The 26542-nt window shown below is 41.7% G+C and carries 26 protein-coding genes and 1 pseudogene; 10 read left to right on the top strand and 17 right to left on the bottom strand.

Features of this window, described 5'->3' with window-relative positions; translation table 11 throughout:
• Nucleotides 1-54: 54 nt before the first annotated feature.
• Entirely contained in the window at nucleotides 55-1368 is a 1314-nt protein-coding gene (locus tag IGI41_RS03755; RefSeq protein ID WP_430611386.1) for an ABC transporter substrate-binding protein, read from the bottom strand.
• 214 nt (nucleotides 1369-1582) lie between these two features.
• Between IGI41_RS03755 and IGI41_RS03750 the strand changes: the two genes are divergently transcribed.
• On the top strand, nucleotides 1583-2101 hold the full coding sequence (locus IGI41_RS03750; RefSeq protein WP_430611385.1) for an isochorismatase family cysteine hydrolase: 519 nt from the start codon (nucleotides 1583-1585) through the stop codon (nucleotides 2099-2101).
• A 29-nt stretch (nucleotides 2102-2130) separates the two neighbouring features.
• Here the strand turns inward: IGI41_RS03750 and IGI41_RS03745 are convergent, their stop codons facing one another.
• Nucleotides 2131-2406 carry a hypothetical protein gene (locus tag IGI41_RS03745; RefSeq protein WP_430611384.1) on the bottom strand — a complete coding sequence of 92 codons (276 nt, stop codon included), beginning with the start codon at nucleotides 2404-2406 and terminating at the stop codon, nucleotides 2131-2133.
• 296 nt (nucleotides 2407-2702) lie between these two features.
• Between IGI41_RS03745 and IGI41_RS03740 the strand changes: the two genes are divergently transcribed.
• Genes IGI41_RS03740 through IGI41_RS03730 form a run of 3 tightly spaced genes read left to right on the top strand, consistent with a single transcriptional unit; the run spans nucleotide 2703 to nucleotide 4448 of the window.
• A complete protein-coding gene (locus IGI41_RS03740) occupies nucleotides 2703-3836 on the top strand; it encodes an alcohol dehydrogenase catalytic domain-containing protein (RefSeq protein WP_430611383.1) in 1134 nt (377 codons plus the stop codon).
• Between the two features lie 25 nt (nucleotides 3837-3861).
• Entirely contained in the window at nucleotides 3862-4197 is a 336-nt protein-coding gene (locus IGI41_RS03735; RefSeq protein ID WP_430611382.1) for a YrhK family protein, read from the top strand.
• 35 nt (nucleotides 4198-4232) lie between these two features.
• Nucleotides 4233-4448 (top strand): DUF378 domain-containing protein, encoded by a 216-nt coding sequence (locus IGI41_RS03730; protein WP_430611381.1) that lies wholly within the window; start codon nucleotides 4233-4235, stop codon nucleotides 4446-4448.
• 155 nt (nucleotides 4449-4603) lie between these two features.
• Here IGI41_RS03730 and IGI41_RS03725 read toward each other — a convergent pair whose 3' ends face one another.
• From IGI41_RS03725 to IGI41_RS03700, 6 genes are all read right to left on the bottom strand, one after another.
• Nucleotides 4604-5380: a sulfite exporter TauE/SafE family protein gene (locus IGI41_RS03725; RefSeq protein ID WP_430611380.1), complete on the bottom strand. Its 777-nt coding sequence runs from the start codon at nucleotides 5378-5380 to the stop codon at nucleotides 4604-4606.
• Between the two features lie 123 nt (nucleotides 5381-5503).
• Nucleotides 5504-6808, bottom strand: coding sequence for a DUF438 domain-containing protein (locus IGI41_RS03720; protein WP_430611379.1), 1305 nt, complete (start codon nucleotides 6806-6808; stop codon nucleotides 5504-5506).
• Nucleotides 6805-7038 carry a DUF1858 domain-containing protein gene (locus IGI41_RS03715; RefSeq protein ID WP_430611378.1) on the bottom strand — a complete coding sequence of 78 codons (234 nt, stop codon included), beginning with the start codon at nucleotides 7036-7038 and terminating at the stop codon, nucleotides 6805-6807. The genes IGI41_RS03720 and IGI41_RS03715 overlap by 4 nt, the downstream gene beginning before the upstream one ends.
• 112 nt (nucleotides 7039-7150) lie before the next feature.
• Nucleotides 7151-7882, bottom strand: coding sequence for an ABC transporter permease (locus IGI41_RS03710; protein WP_430611377.1), 732 nt, complete (start codon nucleotides 7880-7882; stop codon nucleotides 7151-7153).
• A complete protein-coding gene (locus IGI41_RS03705) occupies nucleotides 7879-8193 on the bottom strand; it encodes a hypothetical protein (protein WP_430611376.1) in 315 nt (104 codons plus the stop codon). The genes IGI41_RS03710 and IGI41_RS03705 overlap by 4 nt, the downstream gene beginning before the upstream one ends.
• A 2-nt stretch (nucleotides 8194-8195) precedes the next feature.
• On the bottom strand, nucleotides 8196-8591 hold the full coding sequence (locus tag IGI41_RS03700) for an ATP-binding cassette domain-containing protein (RefSeq protein WP_430611375.1): 396 nt from the start codon (nucleotides 8589-8591) through the stop codon (nucleotides 8196-8198).
• A gap of 96 nt (nucleotides 8592-8687) precedes the next feature.
• On the opposite strand from IGI41_RS03700, the gene IGI41_RS03695 reads away from it, so the two are divergent.
• The 3 genes from IGI41_RS03695 (at nucleotide 8688) to IGI41_RS03685 (ending at nucleotide 10947) form a co-directional block, all read left to right on the top strand.
• On the top strand, nucleotides 8688-9425 hold the full coding sequence (locus IGI41_RS03695) for a polysaccharide deacetylase family protein (RefSeq protein ID WP_430611374.1): 738 nt from the start codon (nucleotides 8688-8690) through the stop codon (nucleotides 9423-9425).
• A gap of 9 nt (nucleotides 9426-9434) precedes the next feature.
• Nucleotides 9435-10412 carry an ABC transporter substrate-binding protein gene (locus IGI41_RS03690; protein WP_430611373.1) on the top strand — a complete coding sequence of 326 codons (978 nt, stop codon included), beginning with the start codon at nucleotides 9435-9437 and terminating at the stop codon, nucleotides 10410-10412.
• Nucleotides 10413-10614: 202 nt separating this feature from the next.
• Nucleotides 10615-10947 (top strand): arsenic metallochaperone ArsD family protein, encoded by a 333-nt coding sequence (locus IGI41_RS03685; protein WP_430611372.1) that lies wholly within the window; start codon nucleotides 10615-10617, stop codon nucleotides 10945-10947.
• 39 nt (nucleotides 10948-10986) lie between these two features.
• Here IGI41_RS03685 and IGI41_RS03680 read toward each other — a convergent pair whose 3' ends face one another.
• Together IGI41_RS03680 and IGI41_RS03675 are read right to left on the bottom strand one after the other, a co-directional pair.
• Complete coding sequence (locus tag IGI41_RS03680) at nucleotides 10987-12237, bottom strand: PTS sugar transporter subunit IIC (RefSeq protein WP_430611371.1); 1251 nt, start codon at nucleotides 12235-12237, stop codon at nucleotides 10987-10989.
• A gap of 109 nt (nucleotides 12238-12346) precedes the next feature.
• Nucleotides 12347-13033, bottom strand: coding sequence for a YczE/YyaS/YitT family protein (locus tag IGI41_RS03675; RefSeq protein ID WP_430611370.1), 687 nt, complete (start codon nucleotides 13031-13033; stop codon nucleotides 12347-12349).
• Nucleotides 13034-13122: 89 nt separating this feature from the next.
• Here IGI41_RS03675 and IGI41_RS03670 point away from each other — a divergent pair, with 89 nt between their 5' ends.
• Nucleotides 13123-13794, top strand: a complete 672-nt coding sequence (locus IGI41_RS03670) for a cyclic nucleotide-binding domain-containing protein (RefSeq protein WP_430611369.1) — start codon at nucleotides 13123-13125, stop codon at nucleotides 13792-13794.
• Nucleotides 13795-13822: 28 nt separating this feature from the next.
• On the opposite strand, the gene IGI41_RS03665 is transcribed toward IGI41_RS03670, so the two are convergent.
• The 5 genes and pseudogenes from IGI41_RS03665 to IGI41_RS03645 all read right to left on the bottom strand — a co-directional run bounded on the left by IGI41_RS03665 (nucleotide 13823) and on the right by IGI41_RS03645 (nucleotide 20023).
• Entirely contained in the window at nucleotides 13823-15271 is a 1449-nt protein-coding gene (locus IGI41_RS03665; RefSeq protein WP_430611368.1) for a glycoside hydrolase family 32 protein, read from the bottom strand.
• A gap of 28 nt (nucleotides 15272-15299) precedes the next feature.
• Nucleotides 15300-16676 (bottom strand): PTS transporter subunit EIIC, encoded by a 1377-nt coding sequence (locus IGI41_RS03660; protein ID WP_430611367.1) that lies wholly within the window; start codon nucleotides 16674-16676, stop codon nucleotides 15300-15302.
• Between the two features lie 157 nt (nucleotides 16677-16833).
• Nucleotides 16834-17862 (bottom strand): annotated as a pseudogene (locus IGI41_RS03655) (LacI family DNA-binding transcriptional regulator); the annotation flags it as partial.
• Between the two features lie 96 nt (nucleotides 17863-17958).
• A complete protein-coding gene (locus IGI41_RS03650; protein WP_430611366.1) occupies nucleotides 17959-19269 on the bottom strand; it encodes an NCS2 family permease in 1311 nt (436 codons plus the stop codon).
• 154 nt (nucleotides 19270-19423) lie between these two features.
• Nucleotides 19424-20023: an NUDIX hydrolase N-terminal domain-containing protein gene (locus IGI41_RS03645; RefSeq protein ID WP_115236075.1), complete on the bottom strand. Its 600-nt coding sequence runs from the start codon at nucleotides 20021-20023 to the stop codon at nucleotides 19424-19426.
• Between the two features lie 169 nt (nucleotides 20024-20192).
• On the opposite strand from IGI41_RS03645, the gene IGI41_RS03640 reads away from it, so the two are divergent.
• Nucleotides 20193-21200 (top strand): DUF389 domain-containing protein, encoded by a 1008-nt coding sequence (locus IGI41_RS03640; RefSeq protein WP_430611365.1) that lies wholly within the window; start codon nucleotides 20193-20195, stop codon nucleotides 21198-21200.
• Nucleotides 21201-21273: 73 nt separating this feature from the next.
• On the opposite strand, the gene IGI41_RS03635 is transcribed toward IGI41_RS03640, so the two are convergent.
• Nucleotides 21274-22668, bottom strand: coding sequence for an MFS transporter (locus tag IGI41_RS03635; protein WP_430611364.1), 1395 nt, complete (start codon nucleotides 22666-22668; stop codon nucleotides 21274-21276).
• A gap of 129 nt (nucleotides 22669-22797) precedes the next feature.
• On the bottom strand, nucleotides 22798-23991 hold the full coding sequence (locus tag IGI41_RS03630; protein WP_430611363.1) for an amidohydrolase: 1194 nt from the start codon (nucleotides 23989-23991) through the stop codon (nucleotides 22798-22800).
• 180 nt (nucleotides 23992-24171) lie between these two features.
• On the opposite strand from IGI41_RS03630, the gene IGI41_RS03625 reads away from it, so the two are divergent.
• Nucleotides 24172-26361 (top strand): helix-turn-helix domain-containing protein, encoded by a 2190-nt coding sequence (locus tag IGI41_RS03625; RefSeq protein ID WP_430611362.1) that lies wholly within the window; start codon nucleotides 24172-24174, stop codon nucleotides 26359-26361.
• Nucleotides 26362-26542 lie beyond the last annotated feature (181 nt).

Genomic DNA, 26542 nt, shown 5'->3' with positions numbered 1-26542 from the left:
GGCTAGCCTAGGACGTTTCCTCTTGCTCCATTTGATTTACAGCAAAAATGGTCTTTATTTGTTTTGTTCTACGAGATCTTCCACAGCTTTTTGGGCATCTGCCAAACCATCGGCTGGCGATTTATTGCCAAGCAGGATTTGATCAATCTGCTCATTGACCAAACTATTGTAGTCAGGCGCCGTCAGTGGTACCGGGGTAATGACTGTGTTGGCAAAATTTTCATCTGCCATTTGATAGATCATTTGCCCTTTTTCATCCAGATTGTCATTGTTGACTAAGTTTTCATTGGCAGTTTTATTGGCCATGATATCAAAACTTTTCTCACCAAATTTTTCTTGCACTTCTGGTGTCGACAAATATTTGATAAATTCATAAGAAGCTTCAGGATCTTCGGCGCCTTGAGGTACTTCTAAGACAAATCCGCCCCCCCATGACCAGTGGCCTGATCCGGTTTCTTTTTCCGGAATTTGAATAACACCAAAATCAAAATCCTCCGGTGCATTTTCCATCAAACTAGAATAATAATTGATATTTTGTGCCCGCATCGCAACCAAACCAGAGATAAATGGATCGGCAACTCCAGAACCAAATTCAGCTTCTAAACGATTGATCGTATCTTGACCATAAAAATCTTGCCATTCTAAGATCCAATCCAAAGCCTCAACCTTATTATCCGTATCGATCGTGACATTTTCTTTCTCATCAAACCAACTGATACCGTTATCCGCATTCAGTGCCCAAACATCGGCCCCTAGATTCCACAATGGATAGAATCCAATCCGTTCGAAATCGTTCCCATTTTTGACATCTAACTGATGTGCCACTTTTTCCAACTCATCCCACGTTTGCGGCAAGTCATCTTCGCCGATACCCGCTTCTTCAAAAATTTGCTTATTATAAAATATGACTTGGGTATCCGTATTGAAAGGCACGGCATAAGGTTTGTCCTCATACTCCACTGTTTCCCAAAGTTGCGGATAAAATTCATCTGAAAAACCCTCTTCAACATAAGCACTTAAGTCGGTCGCTTGCTGTGCTTCTGCTCGCTGTGCGACAGAATTGATATCTTGCACGATCACATCTGGCGGATTGCCCGCAGTGATAGCAGACAATGATTTCGTCCATATATCACCCCATGGTTGATAACTGTATTTGACTTCGATCTCATCTTGCGAGGCATTAAAATCGGCAATGATTTCTTCAATCACTTCTTGCCGTGCCCCCGAACCCCAGAACGACCAAAAATCTAACGTCGTTTTGCCATCCGTCGATTCATTCCCAGATGAATCTGTGTCGCTACTGCCACAGCCTGCTGCCAATAAGCCAACAGAGAAAAGCAGCGTCCCCATATAAAAAAACTTCTTCATTTTATTCCAACCTACTCTCCTATTATTTACTGTTATAAGAAGAAGCTACCATGTGAAAATTAAAACAGCAAATATAACGACTCCATTTTAACCACAAAAAACAAGTGTTTTTAAACCTAGAAAATAAAAGAGCGTTTCCTTTGATTTAAGGCGTTTTTTCCCTCATCATAGGAAGAGTAAAACAACGGAGGAAACCAGAAAGGAATGGGTCTAGATGTTAGTTATTATAGATATGCAAAACCAGATTTTGGATCCAACAAACGATGCCTATGTCCCTGAGAGTCAAGCATTGGTTGAACGGATTGCGAATCGGCTAAAAACCGCGCGGGAAAATCAAGAATATGTCCTTCATACACGTGATATTCCCATTGACCTTAAAGACACACCTGAAGAGGAAGACGCAGCATTACAAATTATTCCGAAACTGGCGCCGCTAGAAAACGAGAAAGTCGTCAAAAAGTATTATTATAGTATCCCCCCTGAGGTACTGATTGATATCAAAGAGACGATCTTTGAAGCAGAAGAAGAAAAACATATCGAGATTACAGGTGTTGAGACCAATATTTGTGTTCTTTCCAATACCATCGAGATTCAAAGTGCTTTTCCAGATGCCGATTTTGTGATCCATAAAGATTTGGTCGCAGGAAAAAGTCACGAGACAGAAGGCCTTGATATTCTGAAAGACTTCAATGTCAAGATCGTTGAAGCAACTAAAAAAACAGGAACTGCTTGACAGCGGTCCCTGTTTGCATGATCGACTATTTACAATGGCGGATCAAGTACTTCCGCTGGAATCTCGATGCGCACTTCATTTTCTGTTTGACAATTTGGACATATAAATGTGCCTTCGATTGCTTCATTCACAGTGCCGTATTCATAATGAATAGCAATTTCGTCTTCTTGCAGTTCATTTTCTTCTAATGGCGGTACGGTCTTTCGTTTGCCATCAAGATCTTCCTGTAAATGAATCATCATTTTTCCCTCAAAATTTTGATGACAATGGGTACAAGAAGCTTCTCCGCGAATCGTTAAATCCATGATTACTCCTCCTTAAAAAACTGGCAATCGCCGTTTGATTCCATCTATCCTGATGGACATGCTTCGATTCTATACTGTCATGGATCGGCCGTTTTCGCAAATCATTTGTTCTCACTGGAAAAAAATAGATCTTTACCGCTCGTTTTCACCCGTTTGAGCATTATCGTTGTCAAATCTTCAAAATCACTGCAGAATTAAATTATCCATTATCGATTTTTGAGAAAAACTAGTATAAGACATTTGTTCCAGCAGCCCAATGTTTGTCCGTTCGCCAGAAATCAAAAGGAGGAAAAATAATGCATGCAGTAACTTGGCAAGGAAATCAAAAGATGGAGGTTCGTCGTGTGGATGATCCGATCATCCAAGAACCTACTGACGTAATTATTCGCATCACAGCAACTGCGATTTGCGGATCGGATCTACATCTCTACCATCACGGGGGGCCTGTACTTGAAGAAGGCTATGTCGTTGGCCATGAACCAATGGGTATCGTTGAAGAAGTGGGCAGTCAAGTACGCAACCTAAAAAAAGGGGATCGCGTCGTCATTCCATTTAATATCGGTTGTGGGCATTGTCACTTTTGTCAACATGAGATGGAGAGCCAATGTGACAATTCTTCAACAGAGTCCATTTATGGCGGCTTATTTGGCTTCGGTAAGTTAAATGGCAACCACTGGGGAGGTCAAGCGGAATACTTGCGGGTTCCCTTTGCTGACTTCACCTCGTTTATTGTCCCTGAATCTTCTCTTCCAGATGAAAAAGTCTTGTTCTTATCAGATATTTTGCCTACTGCTTATTGGAGTGTACAAAACGCGGGCGTCAAAAAAGATGATACCGTGATTGTCTTAGGGTCTGGCCCAGTTGGTCTTTTTGCCCAAAAATTTGCCGTAATGGCTGGCGCCAAACGTGTCATTGCTGTCGACCCTGTCGCTCACCGTTTAGATAAAGCGCAAAGTTACAATCAAGTCGAAACATTCCAACTAGATGATTTAGCAACCAGCGGAGATGATCTGTATGAATTAACCAAAGGTGGCGCCGATGTGATCATCGACTGTGTGGGTATGGACGGATTAGAACCAGTAAAAGAAAAAGCCAAAAACTTGGTCAGCTTGCAAAGCGGAACGATTTCCCCGATCCAAATGGCCGCCAAAGCCGTCAAAAAATTCGGTACGGTGCAAATTACTGGTGTGTATATGACGCCAGCGTCCTCTTATCCATTGCAAGAATTCTTTATGCGCAATGTGGATGTCAAACATGGACAAGCACCCGTCATTCATTTGATGCCAAAAATTTACGATATGATTGCCAACGATGAAATCGATCCAACGCAAATCATTACCCATACTATGCCACTAGCTGATGCCGCCAAAGCCTATGAGATTTTTGATCAAAAAGCAGACAACAATATCAAAGTCGTTTTGAAACCTTAATGTGAAAAAGGATCGGTGATGGAACATGCCCAAAATCAAGCGCAATGAGCATCAATTTGATCCTGGGAAAGAAGAAGATGTCATCATCAAAGGTGGACGTTTTCGCATTTACTTTGAAAACCGCTACATGTTGATTTCATTGACCAACGATATCTTAACAGGACTATTTTATATCTTCGGCAGCATCGTTTCACTCACGAAATTACCCGCAATCTATGGCACGGTTGCTTATCTGATCGGCGGTATTTTCTTGACGATTCGTCCATTGATCAAAATCGTCCGGCATGTATTTATTTATGACGAGCGAAATCAGTCTGGTGATAAGCAAAAAGACGTGACGATCAGTGATGACGAAGGGTAGTCCTTCTTCACATACATGACAGAAAGGAGAATACGATGCTAAAAACATTTGATGGCATTGCGTTGGCGATCTTGATCATCGGCGGAATCAATTGGCTGCTTGTTGGGTTATTTGAATTTGACCTCATTGCTACGATCACCGGCAGCAGCACATCGATCGTTGCTAAAGTGATTTATGTGCTCGTTGGGATCAGTGCTCTTTACTGTCTCAAATTTTTCCCAGGGATCGCACAGCAGCAGACCCTTGATTGATCGTTGTCGCATCACGATACGCCAATTCTAATTACCACTTTTTGACTGGTAATTCTTTGTCTGATTCGAAAAAAAACAACAGACACACCTGATCAAACCATTTTCCAATTGGTTTCTGTAAGGTGTGTCTGTTGTTTATTTTTTACGTAAAAATTTTATAACAATTGGATTCCATTATAAATATTGATTATCAATACAAGAAGAATAACCAATTGAAAAATAACAGTGACTCTTTCAGCACTCAGTACTCGGCTTGCTTTTGCCCCTAACAGACCGCCAAGTATAGCTGCTGGGATAATAAACCAAAGCATCGACAAATCATATTGATGCAAGCCGGTACCTAGTACCATAGACATGATTTTTGCCAGTTGGGAAAAGAAAATCGTACAAATCGAATAGACCGTTGCTTCTTTGATAGGCAAGCCAAAAAGAAGCATCAACAAAGATACATTGATTGGTCCGCCACCGATACCCAATAAACTGGCCAAAAAACCAAGAACCAAGCCACACAAAAGATACCAAATGACAGATTGCAAATGAAAGCCTCGCCAGTGATACTTTGTATAGAAGAACGCAAAGAGCAGCGTTAGGATAGTTAAAACGATTTGTATCAGTTGAACAACAGCATCATTTCTAAAATAGCTCAATAAGAAATCAAACGCGGTATTCCCGATAATACCACCAAAAACGGCACCACTTGAAACCCAGCCAACCACTTGCCAATCAAGTTGTTGCCCAGACTTCAGTTGTCTGGCTGTGGAAACAATCGACATGGTTAAAACAGCAGTTGCCGAGTAAAAAGATATGGCGGCAACAGAATGCGCTCCAATAAAATCGAGCATGGGTTTGATCAACACACCGCCCCCCATACCGGAGACTGCGCCTATTGTATTTGCGATAATGATAACAATAAAATATAAGAAACCTGTCATGACTTATCCCCCGATCAAAAACAGAAAATAGAACCCATCCTATTTTTGCTTATCCAGTTCATTATAACAAGGATTTCTTCTATGGAGAAATAAGTTACCATCTCAAGCATCCCACAACGATCCTTAATCCAACAACCGACTTTGCCCCTCGATTTTTTGGATCTCGGTAATGTCTTGCGTCACTTCTAAACAACCTAAATACATGCCTGCTTCATCCTTCAAGGCGAAATAACGTATATAGATTTTTTTTGGGCCTAGATCGATCCAAAAATCTGCAGTTTCTCTGGTTCCAGCACGAAAATCATCCAGAATTTGCTGCACCATGTGCATGCTTTTCGGCGGATGACAATTCACAACTTCTCGCCCTAGTACAGAATTGGTTCGAGGAAAGACACGATGTTTGCCTTCAGAATAAAAACGAACGCGTTCTTCGCTGTCAACGAATGTCAAATCAACGGGCAATGTTTGAAAAATAGCTAGCAATTGATTGAACTGCAAATTACCTGTTGGCAGGTTGATCATTTGGTGCTCGTCGAGGGGACTGTCTGTTTCTTCTGCAACAAATTCTTCAAATCCTAAGCCAGCGGCAATACCAGCAGTGGTTTCTTGTGCTTGTTTGATCGCTGCTTGCCGTGCCGGTTCAGCGTCTTTTTCTTTTGCTAAAGAAGCAGCACTCGGCTTCCATGGCAAAGGGTCAGGAATAAACGCAAACCCGATATCAAAGCTGTCAGCTGCGATTTGCTGCCAATCAGCTAAACTAAAGACATCAAGTGTCATTGGTATCATGATTTCTTCTTCCTTAAAAATCATTTCTTCGATTTCAGTCTTTAATGCTTGCCATTTTTCACTCAGCGGATTATACGCAGCTTTATCTGAGGATAGATATTGATTGATATCCTTGATGGCCTTGCGAATATCATCATCAACGCCCCACATGACTTTTGGCGGTGCAGTGATGCCATATTTTTCCATATAAGAAAAAATCAAGGTTTCTTTACGGCCATAGTGTGTATCGATTTGCCCTAGATCTTTGAGGGCATCTTGTAATCGGGCTTTCTGACGCCAATCCCCTTTCTGAATCTTCGCTAACAAGTGATCGATTTCATCTGTCAACAAAGACTGTAAGACTTGATTTTCAAGTTTCAAGGTATGTACTGGATGTCCAGGTTGCCCATATTCTTCATTTGAATGATGGATCTCATTGATGGATCCTTTGAAAACTGCTGCATGGATATTGCAGAGTCGCTGGATTTCTGAAGGATTCAATCCACTTTGAATCAAGGCTTTCTCCGCCGCAGTAATTTCGGTCACATCGACACCATCGAATTCTTCATTGAACAAGCGCTTGGCTTCTTCAAAAGAGCCGCCTTGATGTAACAAGCTCAAAATTTCGACGATCCGCTCTTGTCTTTGTATTTTTGTGGTCATTTAGCGTCTCCTTTCACAAGAAAACCGGCTTCTTCAAATACTTGCACAATATGCGCCAATGGTATTTTTTTCATTTGCGCCCCTTTGAGAATGGTCATATAGCGTCCAGCGGTTTGCAACATGCCTGGCTGCTTGATGGCTGCAAAACCATTGGTTGCCATGATCTCTTTTACTTCTGGATATTGCTGCACCAAATCATAAAGATTCCGAGACAAATCGAGTTCTTTCATGTAATCTCTCCTTGCGAATGAGAATGGTTCTCACTGATTTGCTCTTAGTATAGTCCATTTTGTGTGGAAATACACGAACTAACATAAAATTTTTATTTTTCTCTTGTCCTTCTCATTTTCGACCGTGACAGGTCTTTCTTTCCAACCAATCAATCACAGCAAATAAGCCATAGCCCATCAATGCGATGCCTACCACGCCGACCATCATTTGACGATAATCCATTTTGGCCCACGCACTGAGTATCAAATATCCGATACCATACACTGTATTATAGTTTTCAGCAAAAAAAAGCGAAGCCAAAGAAATGGCAATACTGACCCTAAGACTAGCAAACAATGCCGGCAACAACGCTGGCCAAATAACGTAATAGAATCGGTGCCAAAATTTAGTTGTATAGTTTCTCAGTACTTCTTCATATATTTCAGGAATGTCATTCACCGCATCACGGATCGAAACGATCACTTGGATAACGATCACAGAAAAAATCAACAGCACTTTCGACTGATTGCCTAAACCAAAAAAGAGCATAAAAATCGGCAGAAAGGCCACTTTGGGAATCGGGTATAAAAAATAAACCAATGGCCCGATTAATTTGCCGCCCATGGTTGACTTCCCCAAAAAAATACCGAGTGGAACGCCCACTATCAATGCCAGCAGCAATGCAGCGATGACCCGTAATAAGCTGGCACCTGCATGTATCAATAAAACATCGCGCAATGACCATAAACGCTCAGCCGTTTGCCAAGGACTCGGCAATGAGCGATTTTTTGTCAGCAAACTTAAGCCCCACCAACTCATCACAAAACTGCTCAATCCCCACAAAAACGTCCGCCATGACTTCATTTGCCACCACCTCTTCCCTTGTGCTTCAACGTAAGGGCAAATTGATCAAATGCAGTCGTGTTCCGGCGATTCTTCGTAAACTCGATTGGATTGTCAATCAATTCTACACCATCATCGGTCATCAACAAGATTGTTTTGCCCAAGTAGGCCGCTTCTTCTGCATCATGGGTCACAACGATCAAACCATTTTGGTTCCGCTGATGTTCTTGATAAATCAGCGCCTGCGCCTGTTCTTTGGTTTCTGGATCCAATGAAGAGGTTGGTTCATCTAACAAAAGAAAATCAGGTTGCGTGATCAATCCTCGTGCCATCGCTACCCGCTGTTTTTGGCCACCGCTAATTGGTTAGGATAATGGTCTTTGAGGGCCGTCAATGAAAGTGCGGTCAAACAGTCCATTACCTTGTGTTGTCGAACATCTTTGGCTATCTTTTGGATTCTTAACGGCATCTCGACCGCTTGATAGACCGTTTGCCATGGAAACAGACGATATTCTTGAAATACTAACTCGATGATTGCAGGTGTACTATAGGTGATCGTACCTGCTTGTGGTTGCTGATTGCCTTTGATCAAGGACAGTAAGGTGCTTTTTCCAACCCCCGATTTGCCTAATAAAACGTACGAATGTCCTTGTTCAAATATGATCGAAAAACCATCGAAGATCTTATTTGAATGATAAGAAAAGCTGACAGAATCAAATATAACTGCCATGATAAAGCCTTCTTTCTTTAAAAAATATTTGTGTTAATATTCACATTTCGTGCTATACTATTTGTTGTTTCAGTAATAAGAAAGGAAGGATTGACTATGTTTCGGACCCTCGTATTTCATGAAATACGTCCTGAACAAGAACTGCTTGATCACCCAAGACCGATCGCAGTAGCAGATGGCTATCAAGACGCAATGCCACTGCCTTTATTCAACAGTACATCTCATTTTAAACAACAATTGGCCTTTTTGAAAGCAGAAAATTATCATACGCTGACTTTAGATGAAGTGAAAGCCTATCTTTTTGCGCAACAACCGATTCCAGAAAAATCAGTGTTGCTGACATTTGATGATTGCTACCAATCAATGAAAGAATATGCCTATCCTTTATTGAAGGAAGCCGGCTTTCATGCCAGTGTTTTCGTCGTCACAGGATGGCTCTTCGATCAGCCGCGTCCTTATGATCCTGATTATTCACAGACATTAAGTCAAACAGAACTATTGGCGATGACTGACGTCTTCGAATACGCCAACCACACCCACCATTTCCATGAACGCAAGGGGCTAAAAAGCCGTTCGATGTGGGAAAAACCCACTGATTTTGCGACAGACCTTGCCCGTTGCAATCAATGGGTAACGATCAAAGATGTATTTGCTTATCCTTTTGGTTTTTACGACCAAGGAACGATCAATACCTTAAAAGAAGCAAACTTCAAATTGGCTTTTACAACCAAACCTGGCTGCAACACTGCCACAACCCCGCCGATGGAACTACATCGAGACGTGATTCCTTTCAATATGCCGCTAGCGGCATTTAAAGAACTATTGACGAAATGAGGAAATAAAATGAAAAAACTGTTTTTTATGAGTTTGTTGGCCTTGACCACATTGAGTGTGGCAGCCTGCGGAAACAATGACCAAACCAGCACTTCATCAACCACAACTTCAACTGCCAAAGAAGCAGCCGTAACGGATGAAATCTTAAATGTTGGCATCTTACCTGCTGAATCAGCGATTCCAATTATTTTGGCACAAGAAGAAGGCTTCTTTACGGAAAAAGGGTTGAACGTTGCAATCAAATCTTTCACCTCACCCAATGACCGTAATGTCGCCGTTCAAGCAGGAGAACTGCAAGGCACCATCAGCGATGTCATGACCGAAGCGACTTTCAAACAAAACGACATCGATATGATGATTACTTCTGATATTCTGGAAGATTTCAAAATTTTGGCTTCCCCAAATTCAGGGATCACCGATATGCGTGGATTAGCCGATAAGAAAGTCACACTCGTACCAAACTTCATTCTTGAATATATCATGGATCAATTCGCTGATGAGGAAGATTTTACTTATGAAATCGTAGATATTGCTTCTTTTTCTGCCCGATCAGAAGCCTTGTTGAGTGATCAGGTCGATGGTGCGGTTTACACAGAACCTCAAGCCAGTATGCTGGCTGCACAAGGTGCTATTGTTCTAGGTAGTTCAAAAGAAGCAGGGATCAAAGGCGGTACCTTGCAATTTATGACAGATGTTATCGACAATCGACCACAAGATATCAAAGCTTTTTATGAAGCCTATAATGAAGCCATCGATTATATGAATGCCCACAGTGCCAAAGACTATGCCGACATCCTAGCAGATTATCAATTTCCTGAAGCCATGAGCACCTATTTAGATAGCCAAACCGAAGATTACCCCTATGCCCAAGCAGTTCCTCAAGATCAATTTGAGAACATCATTGCTTGGACCAAAGACAAAGGTCAAATCGATCAAAGCTATACGTATGATGAATTGGTGAATGTTGATTTTCTTACCGACAAATAAAAGCGTCGCTGATTTAACGACTATATGAAAGAAGACAAAGGACGAGTCATCGTCCTTTGTCTTCTTTTTTTCATCGTTCAGAGTAATAGAATCATCTCATGATCAAATCCCCTTATACAAGATGAAACCTATGGGTGATTATGATAAAATGTTTCATAATCATACATGTTTGATCATGCATCCACTAAAAAAGGAGATCTCAATGCCCAAAATCACCATCTACGCCATACAAAATCAAGAGACACGCGAATACCAATTGCTACATCAGTTAAAAAAAGCGGAAGACACGTACCAAAGCCACAAAAAGATTCATGGCACACCCTTAACCATCAATTGCCACTACATGATAGAACACATTACCCCATTTCTGAAAAACGAAACTGTTTATCAACAATTACTGGCACAAGATGTATGTTGTCTGCCAATGGTCTTCTTGAATGATGTGTTGGTTATTTCAGGTCGATTACCAACCATTTCCGAATGGGAACAATTCACCCAATCTGGTATCAGTTTACAAGAGCCAGAATTATCATGAAACGAGGCATGCAACGCCTTCCTCGTTTCTTTCATAGATTTATTCAATGATCGGTTGTTTCGACACTGCACCTTCTTCTTGCAACAGACGTTCACTGATTTTGAAAAACGGATAATAGATCGCGACACTGATGCCTAATGATACCACGCTCCAAATCACGGCTGGCAGATTGCCGCCAGTTGCCAAATAGGTATTGATGATGGGGGGTGTTGTCCATGGCGGATTAAACATGATTCGTCCAATGATATTGGTGATAGAGAGCAAATACGTAGCAGTACATAAAATCAGTGGTGTCAAGATAAAAGGAATCATCATAATCGGGTTCATCACGATTGGAAATCCAAAGATAATCGGTTCATTGATACAAAAAATCGCCGAAGGCAAAGCCATTTTGCCTAAAGAACGGTAGGCTTTTTTCTTAGATAACAGCATATTGATGATCAATCCCATCGTAGATCCGGTTCCGCCATAACACAAAAACATAATATAAAAGCCGCCTGCGAAGATATTGGGCAATGGCTCTCCTGCAGTATAGGCTTCCGTATTTGCTGCTAATAATGCCAAGAAAATAGGATCGCCGATACTCCCCATCACATTGCTGCCATGAATGCCTAGACACCACAATAATAAAATCAAGAACGTATAAAGCAGCATACCTGGCAATGTATTCAATCCCACAGCCAATGGCGCAAACAGCAATTGAACAAAATGATTGACATTGAACTCAAATAAAACCCGAATCACCCAAGCCCCAGTAATGATTGCAGCACCTGGTACCAACGTCGCAAAGCTTTTGGCAACTGCTGGCGGAACCCCTGCTGGCATCCGAATCACCAAGCGATGTTTTAGAAATAAGCGATGGATCAAGACAGTTAAAATCGCGGTCACAATACCGGTGAACAGACCAGCGGCCCCTAATGACGCCACATCGATCGACCAATCCTCTCCCGCTTGCAGCAGCAAAAAGGCGCAAACTGCTAAAACGATGGAACCAATCGTATCGATTTCATAAGATAATGATAAGTAATAAGCAATACCAATACATGCGACCAAGCCCAAAATACCAAAAGTAAAATTGCTTGCTGCCCCTAACTTGATCCCAAAGTCACCTATAAATTCACTCCAGCCGCTAAAGGGCAAATTGGCCAAAATCAAAAACAAACTGCCAATGATCGTCAGCGGCATGGTCACGGCCACCCCATTTCGTATGGCCACCAAAAATCGATTTTCACTGATTGCTAATAGTTTAGGTGCAAACTGATCTTGAAATACTTGAACCATTCGCTTCATTGCTTAAAACCTCCCAACAAAATTTTAGTGACAAACACCTTTCTTATAGCGTAGCGTAAAATCAACTTTCTGGCATTCCTAAAGACTTTCTGGCATTCCTAAAGACTTTCTACCAGCGATTTTCATTCTCCATCTTTTCATCATTCCTCTTATTTTTCCATGACCCAATGCTGATTCGTTCATGTTCTTTAGACCATGCAATCGTGCCTGATAGCAAAAAGAAACTAATGATCGTGCCTTCGCGAATCACAAGCGGTACAGGAAAGATCATTGCTAAAATGAACGCAGCGATCATACATATTAAATCAATACCATAGCGGAGTTGCTTAAATGACCAACGGCTTTTCAATGCCACCAACTGACAAAAATGTTCAATCGGGAATTTTAATAGATGCAGACGAAGGACCTGCCCTGTGCCAATACCAGAGATTATCGTCCCTAGAATGAAGAAGAATAATCTCGTACCATAATTGGTTAGTTGGATGGGGGCGAACAGCCCATACACAAATCCATTGATCAAATAGCCGAAAAGCAATAATGCACTGCCCATCACGACATATTCTTGTCGCTTTTCTCTGGGCTTTTGCTGGTTGCCCTCCAGTATCCAACATACACATAAAAACAAACAATTGATCAGTGCAGTGATCGTGCCTGCTTTCTCTGCGCGTACTGCAGCAAGTGTGACATTTAACGCATTGAAACTACTCACACCAATACTTGCCTTGATGCTCATACTGATCCCCAATGCACTCAGACTATAAAATAAAAGCGACAACCCAATCTTTTTCTGGTTCATTCGATATTCCTTCTTTCTTTTGCTGCTTCCATTATGTGGTATACTAAACACAAAACGATAGGAGAAATCTCCTATCCAGGAGACCTATCATGAACAAGAAACCTTATACCAATCAAGTAGACTTCCTTCCTTATACTCATCTCCCGATTCCGTCAGATGTCTTAGCAAAAAGCGATTGGCTCACCTTCGCAAACAATGAAATGATTCAACAAGAAGCTGTACCAATGACTTATTTCTATCTCTTGCTTTCAGGCAAAGCAAAAATCATCAAGGATCAAGCCAATGGCAAACGCGCACTGCTCCAGTTCTTGCATACTGGTGATTCAATTGGCGATCTGACCCTCGTTGGTGCAGAGAAACAACCGAAAACAGTCATTGCTTTAGGCCAAACCAGCTGTATCGGTATCCCGATCCAACTCGCAAAAGAACAATTGATGCAAGACCCTTTATTTGTCCAAGCACTTGCCAAAGAGATTGGCGAGAAACTATTGCTGCGCATGGAATATTATACGCTGCAACAAACATACCCATTAGATTTACGGTTGGCCATGCTGCTCTTAGAAGCATCTGTTGCAGACCAATACCAAGAAAAAATGACGGAGACTGCTGAGTTTCTGGGGGTTAGCTACCGTCACTTGACGTTCACCCTTAAACGCTTCAAAGAACAAGGATTTGTGCAAAAACAAGCACATGGTTATCATATCCATACTGCAGCTTTACAATCATTTTGTACACACAAACAAAGAGGATCATCCGCTTAACTGGCAGATGATCCTCTTTGGGTAGAAATCAACAATCTTTTTTTGCCAATGGCCAATAGGTAATCTGGCATTGATCGATCCCCGTTATTATCATATCCTTTGGTTTTCTCGGATAAACTCTAGCAGTCATGCAGGCTATACCCTCATTCAAAAATAGTTCGATCGACGAGGTATCGACAAACAGCCGAATCTGTGTCAAGTCGTCTATCTGCACACGCCGATGCTTACGTCCGAAGCCCGATATCCCATGTGACATGGTAAAAACCTGACCATCATAAGACAAAGTGGTATCTTCTAAGAGCGCGATTTGCCAACATGGATCGCCTTGTTCAACCTCAATGATCATTTCGTAACAACGATCAGGTACCGTCCATTCAATCATCCCATCACTGGCTTGCACTTGTTTATGCTGATGGGTGCCTCGCAGCCCTTGCAGCTCGCTAATTGGCAGCTGGACGAGTTTGTTATGTCGAATCAATAATTCTCTGGGTAAAGTGGCCGCATGTTGCCAACCGCGCGCAACAGTTGGATTGCTATATTCTGGCAGCGTATCGCCAAGCCCCATCCATCCCCACAATAAGCGGCGTCTTTGTTCATCTGAAAATGTTTGCGGTGCATAAAAATCAAATCCATGATCCAATTCTCGAAAAGGGCTACTTTCCTGAAAGGTCAATGTTTCCCAATTTACTGACCCGAATACATAGCCTGAATGAAATCTATTTTGAAATGCATTAGGTTTATTGGGTATGCCTTGCGGGGAAAACATCAATACGTCTTGCCCATCGATCTGAAAATAATCGGGACATTCCCACATATAGCCTAAATCATAGTCTTCTCCAAAGAATATCCCTCGATAGCACCACTGAGAAAGATCTGCCGATTCATAAATCAGAATTTTCCCTTCATTTTCCACTGTTCGGGCACCTAAGATCATATAATAAGTATCCCCTCGCTTAAAGACCTTAGGGTCGCGAATATGGTCAGTAAACCCTTCAGGATAGGCCTCATGAGGAATGACGACTTCTTGTTTGATCACAGAAAATCCATCATTACTTACCACATGGACTGTATTTTGTTCTCTTCCGCTATAAATATACTCGTGATCACCAGGATGCTTGACATTTCCGGTATAGAAAAAATGGATTTGACCGTTTTCTACAAAAGCCGATCCGGAATAAACACCATCACGATCATAATCGTGTTCTGGTGAAAGAAATATTGGTTCTTCTTTGAATGATACAAAATCAGTTGATGTTTTGTGCCCCCAGTGGGGCGCTTCGCCTCCAGATGCTTCTTGGGGCACATATTGATGATAAAAATGAACTGTACCATTCAATTGACAAAGACCGTTTGGATCATTCATCCAGCCAGTTTCAGGCATCAAATGATAAGTTAACCGCCAAGGATCTTGACTGATTTTCTGCCTTAATTCATCTTGTTTCTGGCTTAACACTTGCCAGTATTTTTTTTTCAACATACTGTCCCCTCCTTGCAATGCCAAATGTTTAATGATTGACTTCTTTGGTGATCCGTCCTCGTTGTATTTGCACACAGACAAAACCAACAGCAAAGGCCACAATGATCACTGCGATATACTTCAACATAGCTGAAAGGTCACCGGTATATAAAAGTAAACCTGGAATAAATGTGATGCCCATACCAGTTGCCGCGAGTTGAAAGACATACGTCATAAAACCACCCACTGCGCCACCAATCATTCCAGAAACAAAAATTCTCATAGAGCGAAGATTGACTCCAAACAGTAATGGTTCAGTAATACCAAATAAAGTAGGGATGGCAGCGCTGATCGCATTCGACCGTTTGACTTGATCTCGATACAAGAAAGCAGCCGCAATTGCGGCACCAAATTGGCCAGCCATACTTGCTGTACCCAACACTTGCAACACATTTTCGCCAGTTGTATTCAACAAGCCCAATTCAATAATACTCAATGAATGGTGCAATCCAGTGATCACGATCAGTTGCTGCAGCCCGCCGTATAGAATATACCCAATACCAAATGGTGCTTGAACTACGTAAACGATGCTGTTGATCACGCCTTTTTCAGCAACTTGCAAGATAGGACCCAATGCAAAAAGGACCAATGCCAAGGTAACGACAATCGTTAGAAAAGGTGTGACGATCAAGTCCATCATTTGCGGCACAAACTTTCGGAACCACCGTTCTAATTTTGACACGAGCCAACCAACAATAATGGCAGGGAAAATCGATCCTTGATAACCAGAGATTGGTAAACCAAATAAATGTAACGGTACAGCATCCCCACTAGCAACTGACCACGCATTAGGCAGCTGTGGAGAAACCATCATCAATCCTACGACGATTCCAATGATCGGATTACCGCCGAATTTTTTGGTGGCGCTATAGGCAATCAATACAGGCAAAAAGGCAAATGCTGTATCCGTCAGCATTTCAAACATCGCGTACCAATCTGCACTAAAGGAGATCCCTAACTCAACCAACAAACCACGAATTCCCATGAGTAAACCAGTTGTGACCAACGCGGGAATCAAAGGAACCAAGACATCTGATAGTGTGCGAACTATTTTCTGAGCAGGAGATAAGTTGGCATAGACGTCTTCTTTGAAGGTTTGCTGATTCCCTGTTTCCCCTTGCCCCATTTTTTTCGCAAAGGCAGCATAGACTTGATTGACCTTGCCGGTACCAAAAATAAACTGGTGCTGTCCAGTATTAAAGAAATACCCCTTGCTTCCTGTGACATTTTCTGCTTTTTCTTTGTCTACCAATTGATCGTCTTGCAAAATCAAGCGTAAACGCGTTGCACAATGCTCATAATTCTTGACATTTTCAGCTCCCCCCACTGCTGCTAACACATCGTTGATCGTTTGTTGTTCATTCATTTTTACCCACTCCTATCCTTATTTTTCGATTGTGGAACCGGTTCTATATTTGTAGATTATCAGAAACCGTTTGCAAAATCAAGAGGGAAAACAAAAAAAACCACCAATCAAAAAATAGTGTTGTATATCAAGCAACTATTTTTGATCCGTGGTTATTCTAATTTGTTTTATCTATCACAGTTTGGTCATTCAGACATTTAGCAGTGGATTGTTTAATCATCAAATGATTGGGCAACGCGATGATTTCTGGTACTGCTTCTCCATGGATGATTTGCTGAATGGCATGAACTGCATCTATCCCTAATTGTTCATATGGATATGCCGCAGTTGTGATCGTGGGATAAACATAATCCGTTGAGTCATATCCGCCAAACCCGTTCAAAGAAAAATCTTTCGGTACCTCTTGCCCTAATTCGTGGGCCGCTTTTAGGACTGCAATTGCTATATTATCTGTTGCACAGGCAACATATGTTGCTTGACGATCAGGCAAAAATGCCAAGGCTTTTTGATAAGTATCTCGACGTGAAAAAGACGTTTCGACAAAAGAAAATGTCGTCCCTGCTACTTTTTCTACAGCATCAATGAATCCTTGTTTTCTCAGCCTTCCCACAGCTTCATCTTTTTCACTCACACCAACAAATAAAAAGTGTCGATGACCATTGGCCAAAGCATAGTTTGCCATAGCCTCCCCTGCTTGGTAGTCTTGATGAACGATTGCATGGACACCTGCCAAGCGTTGACCGATCAATATCACAGGCATCGGGATCGTCGGCAGCACTTCTTTCAACTGCTCCGTTATTTCTCGCGCAAAGATGATCATCCCCGCTACCTTTTGTTTAACCAATGTCTGAATATTTTCTAATTCTCTAGTTTCACTTTGATCGGAGTTCGTGATCAATAGCTGATAGCCATTTTGACGGGCTGTTCGATCAATCCCTTTCAACACATCATTGGCCGAAGGTGAGTTGAGTCGAGGAATGATAACCCCTAAAAGTTTTGAATCTTGGGCCTTTAAAGAACGCGCCAAGGCATTCGGCTGATAACCAGTTTCGGCGATGATTTGATCGATTTTTTTGCGCTTTTCTTCACTGATATAGCCATTATTCAAATAGCGGGAGACGGTACTTTTTGCGACACCTGCTTTTTCTGCAATATCTTTAATGGTCGTCATAAGCTGCCACCTTTTTTCTTTTTATTATACCAATTTAGAATAGAAATAGCCCCTAAAAAACAAAAATGCCTGACCAAACACACACTGTTTGGTCAGACACTGAATCAAAGATCATACATTCAAAATCCACATAAAACCAATAAATACAAAGAATAAAATATACATGATCGGCGATACTTCTTTGCCTCTTTTGGCAGCAATCATGGTGATTGGATAGAAAATAAACCCAAGTGCGATCCCGTCTGAAATACTGTATGTCAAAGGCATACCCAATAAAATCAGAAATGATGGAATAGCGATCTCCATTTCATGCCATTTGATTTCTTTCAAGGATTGCGCCATCAATACACCCACCACGATCAAGGCTGGTGCGGTTACTTGTGAGGTCACAACAGATAACAACGGTGAAAAGAATAAGCCAAACAAGAAAAAGATACCCGTTGTAACTGCCGTTAATCCGGAACGGCCGCCCACAGCAATCCCTGCGGAAGATTCAACATAAGCCCCCACTGGTGAGGTACCTAAAAGTGACCCTGCCAACATCGCTGTTGAGTCAGAAGCCAATGCTTTGCCGACTCGAGGCATTTTGTTGTCTTTCATGAACCCTGCTTGATTGGCCAAACCCACCAATGTTCCTGCAGTATCAAAGAAAGTCACCAATAGGAAAGTCAATACGACGACCCACATTTGCAGAGAATTGATATCTCCAACGTGATGAAGTGCCACCAAAAATGTCGATGACATACTAGGTGCGGCCGAAACAATACTGGTTGGTGCTTGAATCAATCCTGTCAGCAAGCCAAGAATCGTTGTTGCTGCCATCCCAATGAAAATTCCCCCAGGTACGCGTCGTACCATCAAAATAGCTGTGATAACCAAACCAAAAATCGTTAGCCATGTGGTCCCGACACTTAAAGAACCTAATGCAACCAAAGTTGAATCATCCGAGACAATAATACCGCCCTCACTCAAACCCAAAAAGGCGATAAATAAACCAATCCCACCTGAAATCGCATATTTTAAATCAGAAGGAATCGCATCGATAATCAACTCTCGCAATTTAAAAATGGTGATCACGATAAAAATCAGTGAAGCAACGAAGACCCCTGCCAGAGCCGTTTGCCAAGGAACGCCCATACCAATACAAACCGAATAAGAAAAGAAAGCATTGATTCCTAAAGCTGGTGCAGTGGCAATTGGATATTTGGCCAACACCCCCATCAAGATACAGCCCAGTGCACTGGCTAACGCCGTGGCAGTAAACACTGCACCTTCATCCATCCCTGAAGCACCTAACACAGTAGGGTTCACGAATAAGATATACGCCATAGAGATAAATGTTGTAAAACCAGCCAAAATCTCCCGTTTGACTGTCGTTTGCAAGGCATCAAGCCCAAAATAGGAATTGATATGATTTTTCATTTTTTTACTCCTCCGTCAATCAAGCAGATGTGAAAATTACACTTGATGTAAATAATGAAAACAACGAAATCAATGATAAACCAAGTTTCACTGCAAGTAAATAACATTTGACTGAAAATTCTCATTAAAACGCTTTTTTGACAATCTATCGAACTCAATCAACGTATACCTGATCGTCTTGCAGCAATTGAACCAACTGTTCTTTTGTCGTCCGTTTGATAGATAGAGGTGGCAAGTCATTTAAACCAAAATAACCACTCTCAGTCGTTTCACTGTTTGCGACAAATTCCCCTGAAAGTACGTCACAAGCAAACACCAATTTATAATATTGAAACAATTGGGGGATATCTTCTCTTAAATTGGTATCAAAAACCGCACGTAACGCGCCAACCGCAACGGTCAATCCTGTTTCTTCTAATACTTCTTTTTGAATGTTTTCTTTGGGCGTCAAACCGACCTCGGCATAGCCACCTGGCAACGACCACTCCTTGCTCTGGCTGTCTCGCACCAACAGGACGCGATCCCCCTGTCTGATCAAGGCCCGCACATCGACTTTGGGTGTCGGATAGCCATCTTGATTGTCCAAATACACATGCAATGTGTCTATCTCTTGGTCGATCACTGTTTCCATCAACATCAATGATATATCTTTTAGTTCTTGAAATCGTTCAATATCATAGGCGTCTTTTCCATAAAACAAGCCGGCTTCTGCAATTGCGCGTAATCGTTGAAAGTACTTGAAATAATCCACTATTCTCTCATCCCCTTTTTTCAAACTTGCTTGAGGTATCTTCTACATTCTTTATCTTAGCCTAGATCACCTTATTTGCAAAAATATTTGGTGCTGTTTACAGGCAGGCCGGTACTTATTTTTGTCATATCGTCCATTTTAGTCCAGAATAGAGACATAAGAACTGGAAAGGATGATCGAAGTGAACTTAACGCCTGACTTGGTTTCAAGAGAACAACTGATTGGCAAAATCCAAAAAGATATGGATCAGACCGTATTGGTGTATGCGCTGCTTGTCTGCGCCACCTTGATCGCGTCGATTGGTTTGAACTATAATTCAACGACAACAATCATTGGTGCGATGCTGATTTCTCCTCTATTGAATGGTGTCAATGGCATTGGATTTGGTTTAGGTCTGTCACATTTTAACCTAGTACGAAAAGGATTGCTTGTATTCACGATCCAAGTGATCATTATCCTCGTGATCTCTTTTTTATTTTTCTATCTCACACCAATAAAAGATTCTACACCCGAGATCCTCACCCAGACTTCTGCCACAATCTGGGACATTTTGATTGCCTTGATTGGTGGTTCAGCCCTTGCTTTTGCAAAAGTCAGGGGGCGTGACAATGACGTGATCATTGGCGTGTCCATTGGTACTTCCTTGATTTTGCCTCTATGTGTGACAGGGTATGGGGTATCTATCAGAGATTATGCGATTGCCTGGGATTCGGCACAGCTTTTTTTCACAAATACATTTTTGATTGGGTTATCCCTCTTTCTCACCATCTGGTTGCTGCAATATAGTGATTTTAAACATCACCGTTTTTGGAAATTTGGTCTAGCAGCACTGCCAATTTTTATGATTGGCCTGTTTTTCGTCTATACTACTGTAGAAACTACCATCATCGAATATCATGCCAAGCGTTTTGTTGAAGCAAATTTAAGTGATCATTATCTATTGGCACAAACAATCGATGAACAGCAGCAGTCCATCGCACTTACTTTGGTAGGCGAGGTGCTCTCAGCTGAAGAACTTCAGAAATTAGCATCAACACTTTCAGACTACAACTTGAAAGAGTATCAGCTTGATGTCACCTTTTATGCAACAAATCAGGATGGTACTTTTGATGCCTCTGTTTTAGCCAAAATACTGAAGATCCAAAACGAAGGGACCTCTAAATTCCTAGGGTTAGATTAATAAAACGCGTTGTCAAAGTGGAAAAACCGCACCTTTGACAACGCGTTATTTTGCTTTTTATCGCAACGCTTATTTATTTTGTTTGGTGTTTAGGAATGACAAAGACAATAGAAAAAATAGCCAACACACAAAAGATGACATTGACCAAAAGGCCTGCAGTTGCTCCTGTTGTGATCGAGGATGATTGACTCAACCCATTATAAACACTCGCTGAGATGGCAATCCCCATTGCACCGCCTAATGAGCTAGCCATTTTGTAAATACCAGAAGCAACGCCAGCTTTTTCTAGCGGTACACTTGAAACGGCTGTGTCTGTTGAAGGAGTTGCATACATGCCTAGACCCATGCCAAATAATGAATAGCCGATGAAAACAAGCACAAGATATGCCATGCCTTGGACCATAGTCAAAGCCATCAATGCAACACCGATACCAGAAATCAATGCGCCAAACAGCATTGGTTTTCTCGCGCCCATTCTTTGCAGCATTTTTTCACCGATTCGAATTGTGATCAAAACAAGCGCCAAATACCCCAGTGATAATATCCCAGTACTTCCAGCAGAAAGTCCACGACCTTGTTGGACATAAGAGTTGATCACGATCATTGTTCCAGCTACCGCATTTAATAGAAAGTTGGAAATCGTCGCACCAAGATAACCTTTATTCTCAAACAAGCCAAAGTCAACAAACCCCGAATCAGTATGGGTTTCAACCCAATAGAATATACACAAGCCCAGTACCACAATAAGTAGTAAACCAAGGGTTTTCAGACTAAGCCAACCAAAACTTCCCCCATTTGACACAAGTAAATTCAATGCCAACATCGATACGACAAATAAAACCAAACCGAATGTATCAAACCGCCCCTTCTTTTGGGTTCCTGCAATTGATTCAGGGGTTCCCAATAACAAGATCCCACTTAGAATCGATGCCACGATCGAGAAGACAAACACGTAACGCCAACCTAGATTACTATCGATTGCACCACCGAAGAAGGAGCAAAAACCTGAACCACCCCATGAACCAATCGACCAATAACTCAACGCCCGTTGCCGATCTTTTCCTTGGAAATAGGTTTTGACCAAGGCCATCGTGGCAGGCATGATACATGCAGCTGAGATACCTTGAAGAATGCGGCCAGCAATAAATAATCCAGTGCCACTTGCAAAAATCAATGCTGCAGAGCCAATAATATTAAATAAAATACCAATATAGGTCAATTTGACCCGTCCGAATGTATCAGCAAATCCTCCTGCGACCACGATCAAAATACCTGAGAACAAACCTGTGATCGACACACCTGTACTCAGTACACCTGAAGAGATCCCTAGGTCTGTTTGAACATCTGGCGCCATATTTAATAAAGATTGCGCAAATAGCCAATAACTTAAAACACTCAAAACGATCCCGACCAATAGGCGATTATTGCCATGATAGGATCCTTCATTTATTGCAGTAGAACTTTTCATTTTCCTAAACCTCGCTTTATATAATGGCATGCAAAAAGAGCAAAGCCCATGATTCCGATCAACAGATCATTGCTTTGATCTTTGATTGCATGGCAACTTCTTGCTTCGCAAAAAGCTACTGTTTTTTCTCTATTCTTGATCCAAATAGGTTACAACGACACTTGCCATTGATTTGGCAGCAATCAACAGACAATCCTCGTCAATCGTAAATTTTGGATTATGGTGGGGATAAATGGGCGTACCGGGTGTATGGGCCCCTACAAAGAAGAAACAACTAGGCCGTTCCAATGCATAGTAAGAAAAATCTTCTGAAGCTGTTTGCGGTCCACATTCTTTGACGGCTGCCACCTCAGGGATTGCTGCTTTTTCTACTGCATCAGCCACCAATTGCGTCATTTCAGGGTCATTCATACAAACGGGATAGTCATTTTGATAATCAAGTTCGTACGTGATACCAAATGCTTCACAAGTCCCTGCTAATAATCGGCGAAACTCTGTTTCTACAACCGGACGCAAAGATTCATCCATGATTCGAACATCTCCTGCCAACGTAACTGTTTCTTTGATGACATTGGCGGAACCTTTGCCATCAAATGAACCAATCGTGACAGTTGCTGCATCAAAAGGCCCAACGCGGCGACTAACGATTGTTTGCACACTTGAGACAAATTGTGCGGCAGCGACGATTGCATCATTGGCATCTTGTGGCGCTGAACCATGTCCGCCTTTTCCAGTCATTTTCACTTGGAAGGTTGCACGCCCTGTATGGACTGCACCAGGGTGCACATACACGTTTCCGACTTCCATCGTACTCATCACATGGATACCAAAGACATTGTCGATGCCATCGAGACAACCTGCCTCGATCATGCCTTTTGAGCCGCCAGGTGCCACTTCTTCTGCGGGTTGATGGATCACTCTAATCGTACCTGCGATTTGATCTTTAAACTGAATCAATGTGTCCGCCAAAATCATCATATAGGCGGTATGGCCATCATGACCACAGGCATGCATGACACCTGGTACGGTAGAAGCGAATGGAACATCTGTTTCTTCTTGGATCGGTAATGCATCAAAGTCTGCACGGATGGCAATATGCTTTCCCGGTTTCCCACCTTGGATGTCCACCGAAATCCCATTGCCCCCGCCAACATGCGTCATCACTGTACAGTCCTTACCATCATAAAATGCAGCAATTTTCCTGGCCGTTTCCGTTTCATGAAAGGACAATTCTGGATGTTGATGAAAGTTTCTTCTTAACGCAATCATCTCGTCTTTACTATTATCTAGTACGTCAAATATCTCTTGTAGTATTGGTTTCATTTCAATTCCTCCTCATGTCTATTCTAATATTTTCTATCTTAGCAACAATCCATTTCATTGCTATTTCAGATACATTCATAGAAATGATCCTGCTAAAAGAAATTTTTAGACTCTTTAAAGAACGATATTTTCTTCATCACGAATCCGATGTATAATGAACGAGAGAAAAGAGGGATGCTAATGGATAATCTTCACGCCTGCCACATCAATTATTATCGTGTAACCACACCGCAACGGTTTTATGCTGAACACTTAACATTACTATTGGTCCTAAAAGGCCAACTGATCGTAGAACATGATACCCATAAACAACGTCTAGACACACAACAACTCTATTGTTTAAATGGTCATCAATTTGCTGTTTTTTCAGCCAACAATGAACGAGAAGCAGTAGTGCTATGCTTAGAGATTGATTCGCTTTTTTTTGCTGATCAGTTTCCAGCGTTTTTTAATGTGCATTTTCAGATACCTTCTGAGGACGCTACTGCAACTGCCAATGGTGAACTCTTGCAGGCAATCACTGATTTGGGTTTGAATGAGTTCAACCAACGAGATGAACAAAAGATCTATCGTATGATGAAATTGGAATCCATTATTTTTCTATTGACGCAACGGTATCAAACTGATCGCCACCATCCTATCCAAATCAGTGGATATCGGCAGTTGCCGGATATCCTGCAATATATAGATGCGCATATCCATGAAGGCATCAAAGTCAAAGACATCGCTGCGCACTTTTACGTTTCAGAATCTGCTCTTTCAAAACGATTCAAAAAAGAAACTGGGGAACAACTATCCCACTACATCAAAAAAATTCAGATTCACAAAAGTCTCTCTTCACTGCAATACTCAAAAAAAAGCATTGAACAGATTGCTCTTGAATCAGGTTTTGCCAGTGTCAAAGTCTATCGTGAACAATTCAAAGCTTTTCTCAAAATGACACCCACTGATTATCGTCAATCACAGCCGCCAATGGCGCAACAAACAACCTTTGCCAAAAGTACCGTGCAGTCGGATCTATCTGACAAAGAAATCCTGCATTTACTCTATCAAACTGTTCAACAACCAGCGCGGCAGCCTCTTTTGATCGATAGACGCAACCGTCATTTGGTGATTGATGAAGAGACGAAAAATGGGCGCTTCCATGTTGGAGAAACAATTATTCAACTTGCTTCACTGTCAGATTTGACGCAAGTCAAAGTTCAACATGAATTGACTGAACTGATTGAAAGCGGCTTGATTGATTGTCTTTATTGCCAAGACTTACTCAATACATCGGATATCAGCAATACGTTAGCCAATCTATTACAGCTCAATTCATTTCCAGCCTTTGAACGATTGGATACGGCCTTTGATTTTTTGGTCAAACATCGTTTGCCTTTGATGATTGGTTTCACATTACCGACGGCAGCAACAGAATATGCAGCTGATACATCATTTTCACTGATCCAAAAATTTTTGGTTCATTTAAAACGAAAAATCGATCCAAGCTGGGTCAAACATTTACGCCTATCATTTCAACTACCTATTGACTATTCATCAGCCGTACAAATGCACTATCTGCATCTGCATGATCAAATACGTTACATTCTGCCAACTGTCTCGATTGGGATCCACTTGAATCTGCCAGATCCGCTCAATGTCACAACAAGTGAAAAACAATTACGCGCGTTGCACGCTACGATCATGGATACTGCTGACTTCATCAATTTTGATGGTGATCCCAACTTCGTCTTTCATGAAGATAATAGGCAAAAAACAGCCATTGAATCTTCCCATCATTATTTGCGCGAAAAAATCCATTGGCTGAAAAAAGTATGCCATGAACTGGCAATCAGTAAACCTTTGTACCTATTAAATTGGAACACATTGACAGGCGCAACCGTCGATTATAATGGGTTATTTTTTAGAGGGGCGATTATTCTGCAAGAACTGCTGGGGTTATCTGAACAAATCCAAGGATATGGATTTTGGTTGAACAATGAATTACATGAGCAGTACACATTTGATCAGCCTGGCCTGCATGCCTACAGTACTGGTTTGGATCTTTATCACTTTCAAAGCAAAAAAAGACCCGCATTCTTTTGTTTGTCTTTGATTCGCCGTTTGCAGGGACAAGTGATTGCACAAGGCGAAGAGTACTTAATGACGAAAGAAGGACAAAACTATCAGTTATTGCTTTGGAATACGAATTTTTTTGACCCCCATTTGTCTTCTGAAGAAGCGTTTCTAGAAAGCCAAGCCCTAGATATCTCCATCGATGTCCAGGTTTTGCCTGCTGGCAGATATCAGGTCAAGCAGTTGGACTTTGACCGCAATCACGGCGCTGTTTTTATGTTTACGCCCAGTTTCAATCGGCCGCACAGTTAGATCGTGAAACCGAAGCGTATATCGATCAGAAAACCATGATGAAACTGCATGTTTTTGATCGCATGATCACGGATCGGTTCCGCCATTTTTCAACCATTGACACGAATGGTGTCCAGTTGTTCACATTCACCTTAATATAAAAAAAAGCTGTCAGTTTGCACTGACAGCTTTTTTTCTTGTC

It is taken from the genome of Enterococcus sp. DIV0876 (genome assembly GCF_050529585.1).
Taxonomy (GTDB): Bacteria; Bacillota; Bacilli; order Lactobacillales; family Enterococcaceae; genus Enterococcus_D.
Note: the sequence above shows the minus strand (reverse complement) of the source record. Positions and strands in the feature narration are given on the sequence as shown.

Bases quoted from the DNA above. Each gene is read 5' to 3' on its own strand.
- IGI41_RS03755 (WP_430611386.1), bottom strand. From the start codon at position 1,368: ATGAAGAAGTTTTTTTATATGGGGACGCTGCTTTTCTCTGTTGGCTTA.
- IGI41_RS03750 (WP_430611385.1), top strand. From the start codon at position 1,583: ATGTTAGTTATTATAGATATGCAAAACCAGATTTTGGATCCAACAAAC.
- IGI41_RS03745 (WP_430611384.1), bottom strand. From the start codon at position 2,406: ATGGATTTAACGATTCGCGGAGAAGCTTCTTGTACCCATTGTCATCAA.
- IGI41_RS03740 (WP_430611383.1), top strand. From the start codon at position 2,703: ATGCATGCAGTAACTTGGCAAGGAAATCAAAAGATGGAGGTTCGTCGT.
- IGI41_RS03735 (WP_430611382.1), top strand. From the start codon at position 3,862: ATGCCCAAAATCAAGCGCAATGAGCATCAATTTGATCCTGGGAAAGAA.
- IGI41_RS03730 (WP_430611381.1), top strand. From the start codon at position 4,233: ATGCTAAAAACATTTGATGGCATTGCGTTGGCGATCTTGATCATCGGC.
- IGI41_RS03725 (WP_430611380.1), bottom strand. From the start codon at position 5,380: ATGACAGGTTTCTTATATTTTATTGTTATCATTATCGCAAATACAATA.
- IGI41_RS03720 (WP_430611379.1), bottom strand. From the start codon at position 6,808: ATGACCACAAAAATACAAAGACAAGAGCGGATCGTCGAAATTTTGAGC.
- IGI41_RS03715 (WP_430611378.1), bottom strand. From the start codon at position 7,038: ATGAAAGAACTCGATTTGTCTCGGAATCTTTATGATTTGGTGCAGCAA.
- IGI41_RS03710 (WP_430611377.1), bottom strand. From the start codon at position 7,882: ATGAAGTCATGGCGGACGTTTTTGTGGGGATTGAGCAGTTTTGTGATG.
- IGI41_RS03705 (WP_430611376.1), bottom strand. From the start codon at position 8,193: ATGGCACGAGGATTGATCACGCAACCTGATTTTCTTTTGTTAGATGAA.
- IGI41_RS03700 (WP_430611375.1), bottom strand. From the start codon at position 8,591: ATGGCAGTTATATTTGATTCTGTCAGCTTTTCTTATCATTCAAATAAG.
- IGI41_RS03695 (WP_430611374.1), top strand. From the start codon at position 8,688: ATGTTTCGGACCCTCGTATTTCATGAAATACGTCCTGAACAAGAACTG.
- IGI41_RS03690 (WP_430611373.1), top strand. From the start codon at position 9,435: ATGAAAAAACTGTTTTTTATGAGTTTGTTGGCCTTGACCACATTGAGT.
- IGI41_RS03685 (WP_430611372.1), top strand. From the start codon at position 10,615: ATGCCCAAAATCACCATCTACGCCATACAAAATCAAGAGACACGCGAA.
- IGI41_RS03680 (WP_430611371.1), bottom strand. From the start codon at position 12,237: ATGAAGCGAATGGTTCAAGTATTTCAAGATCAGTTTGCACCTAAACTA.
- IGI41_RS03675 (WP_430611370.1), bottom strand. From the start codon at position 13,033: ATGAACCAGAAAAAGATTGGGTTGTCGCTTTTATTTTATAGTCTGAGT.
- IGI41_RS03670 (WP_430611369.1), top strand. From the start codon at position 13,123: ATGAACAAGAAACCTTATACCAATCAAGTAGACTTCCTTCCTTATACT.
- IGI41_RS03665 (WP_430611368.1), bottom strand. From the start codon at position 15,271: ATGTTGAAAAAAAAATACTGGCAAGTGTTAAGCCAGAAACAAGATGAA.
- IGI41_RS03660 (WP_430611367.1), bottom strand. From the start codon at position 16,676: ATGAATGAACAACAAACGATCAACGATGTGTTAGCAGCAGTGGGGGGA.
- IGI41_RS03650 (WP_430611366.1), bottom strand. From the start codon at position 19,269: ATGAAAAATCATATCAATTCCTATTTTGGGCTTGATGCCTTGCAAACG.
- IGI41_RS03640 (WP_430611365.1), top strand. From the start codon at position 20,193: ATGATCGAAGTGAACTTAACGCCTGACTTGGTTTCAAGAGAACAACTG.
- IGI41_RS03635 (WP_430611364.1), bottom strand. From the start codon at position 22,668: ATGAAAAGTTCTACTGCAATAAATGAAGGATCCTATCATGGCAATAAT.
- IGI41_RS03630 (WP_430611363.1), bottom strand. From the start codon at position 23,991: ATGAAACCAATACTACAAGAGATATTTGACGTACTAGATAATAGTAAA.
- IGI41_RS03625 (WP_430611362.1), top strand. From the start codon at position 24,172: ATGGATAATCTTCACGCCTGCCACATCAATTATTATCGTGTAACCACA.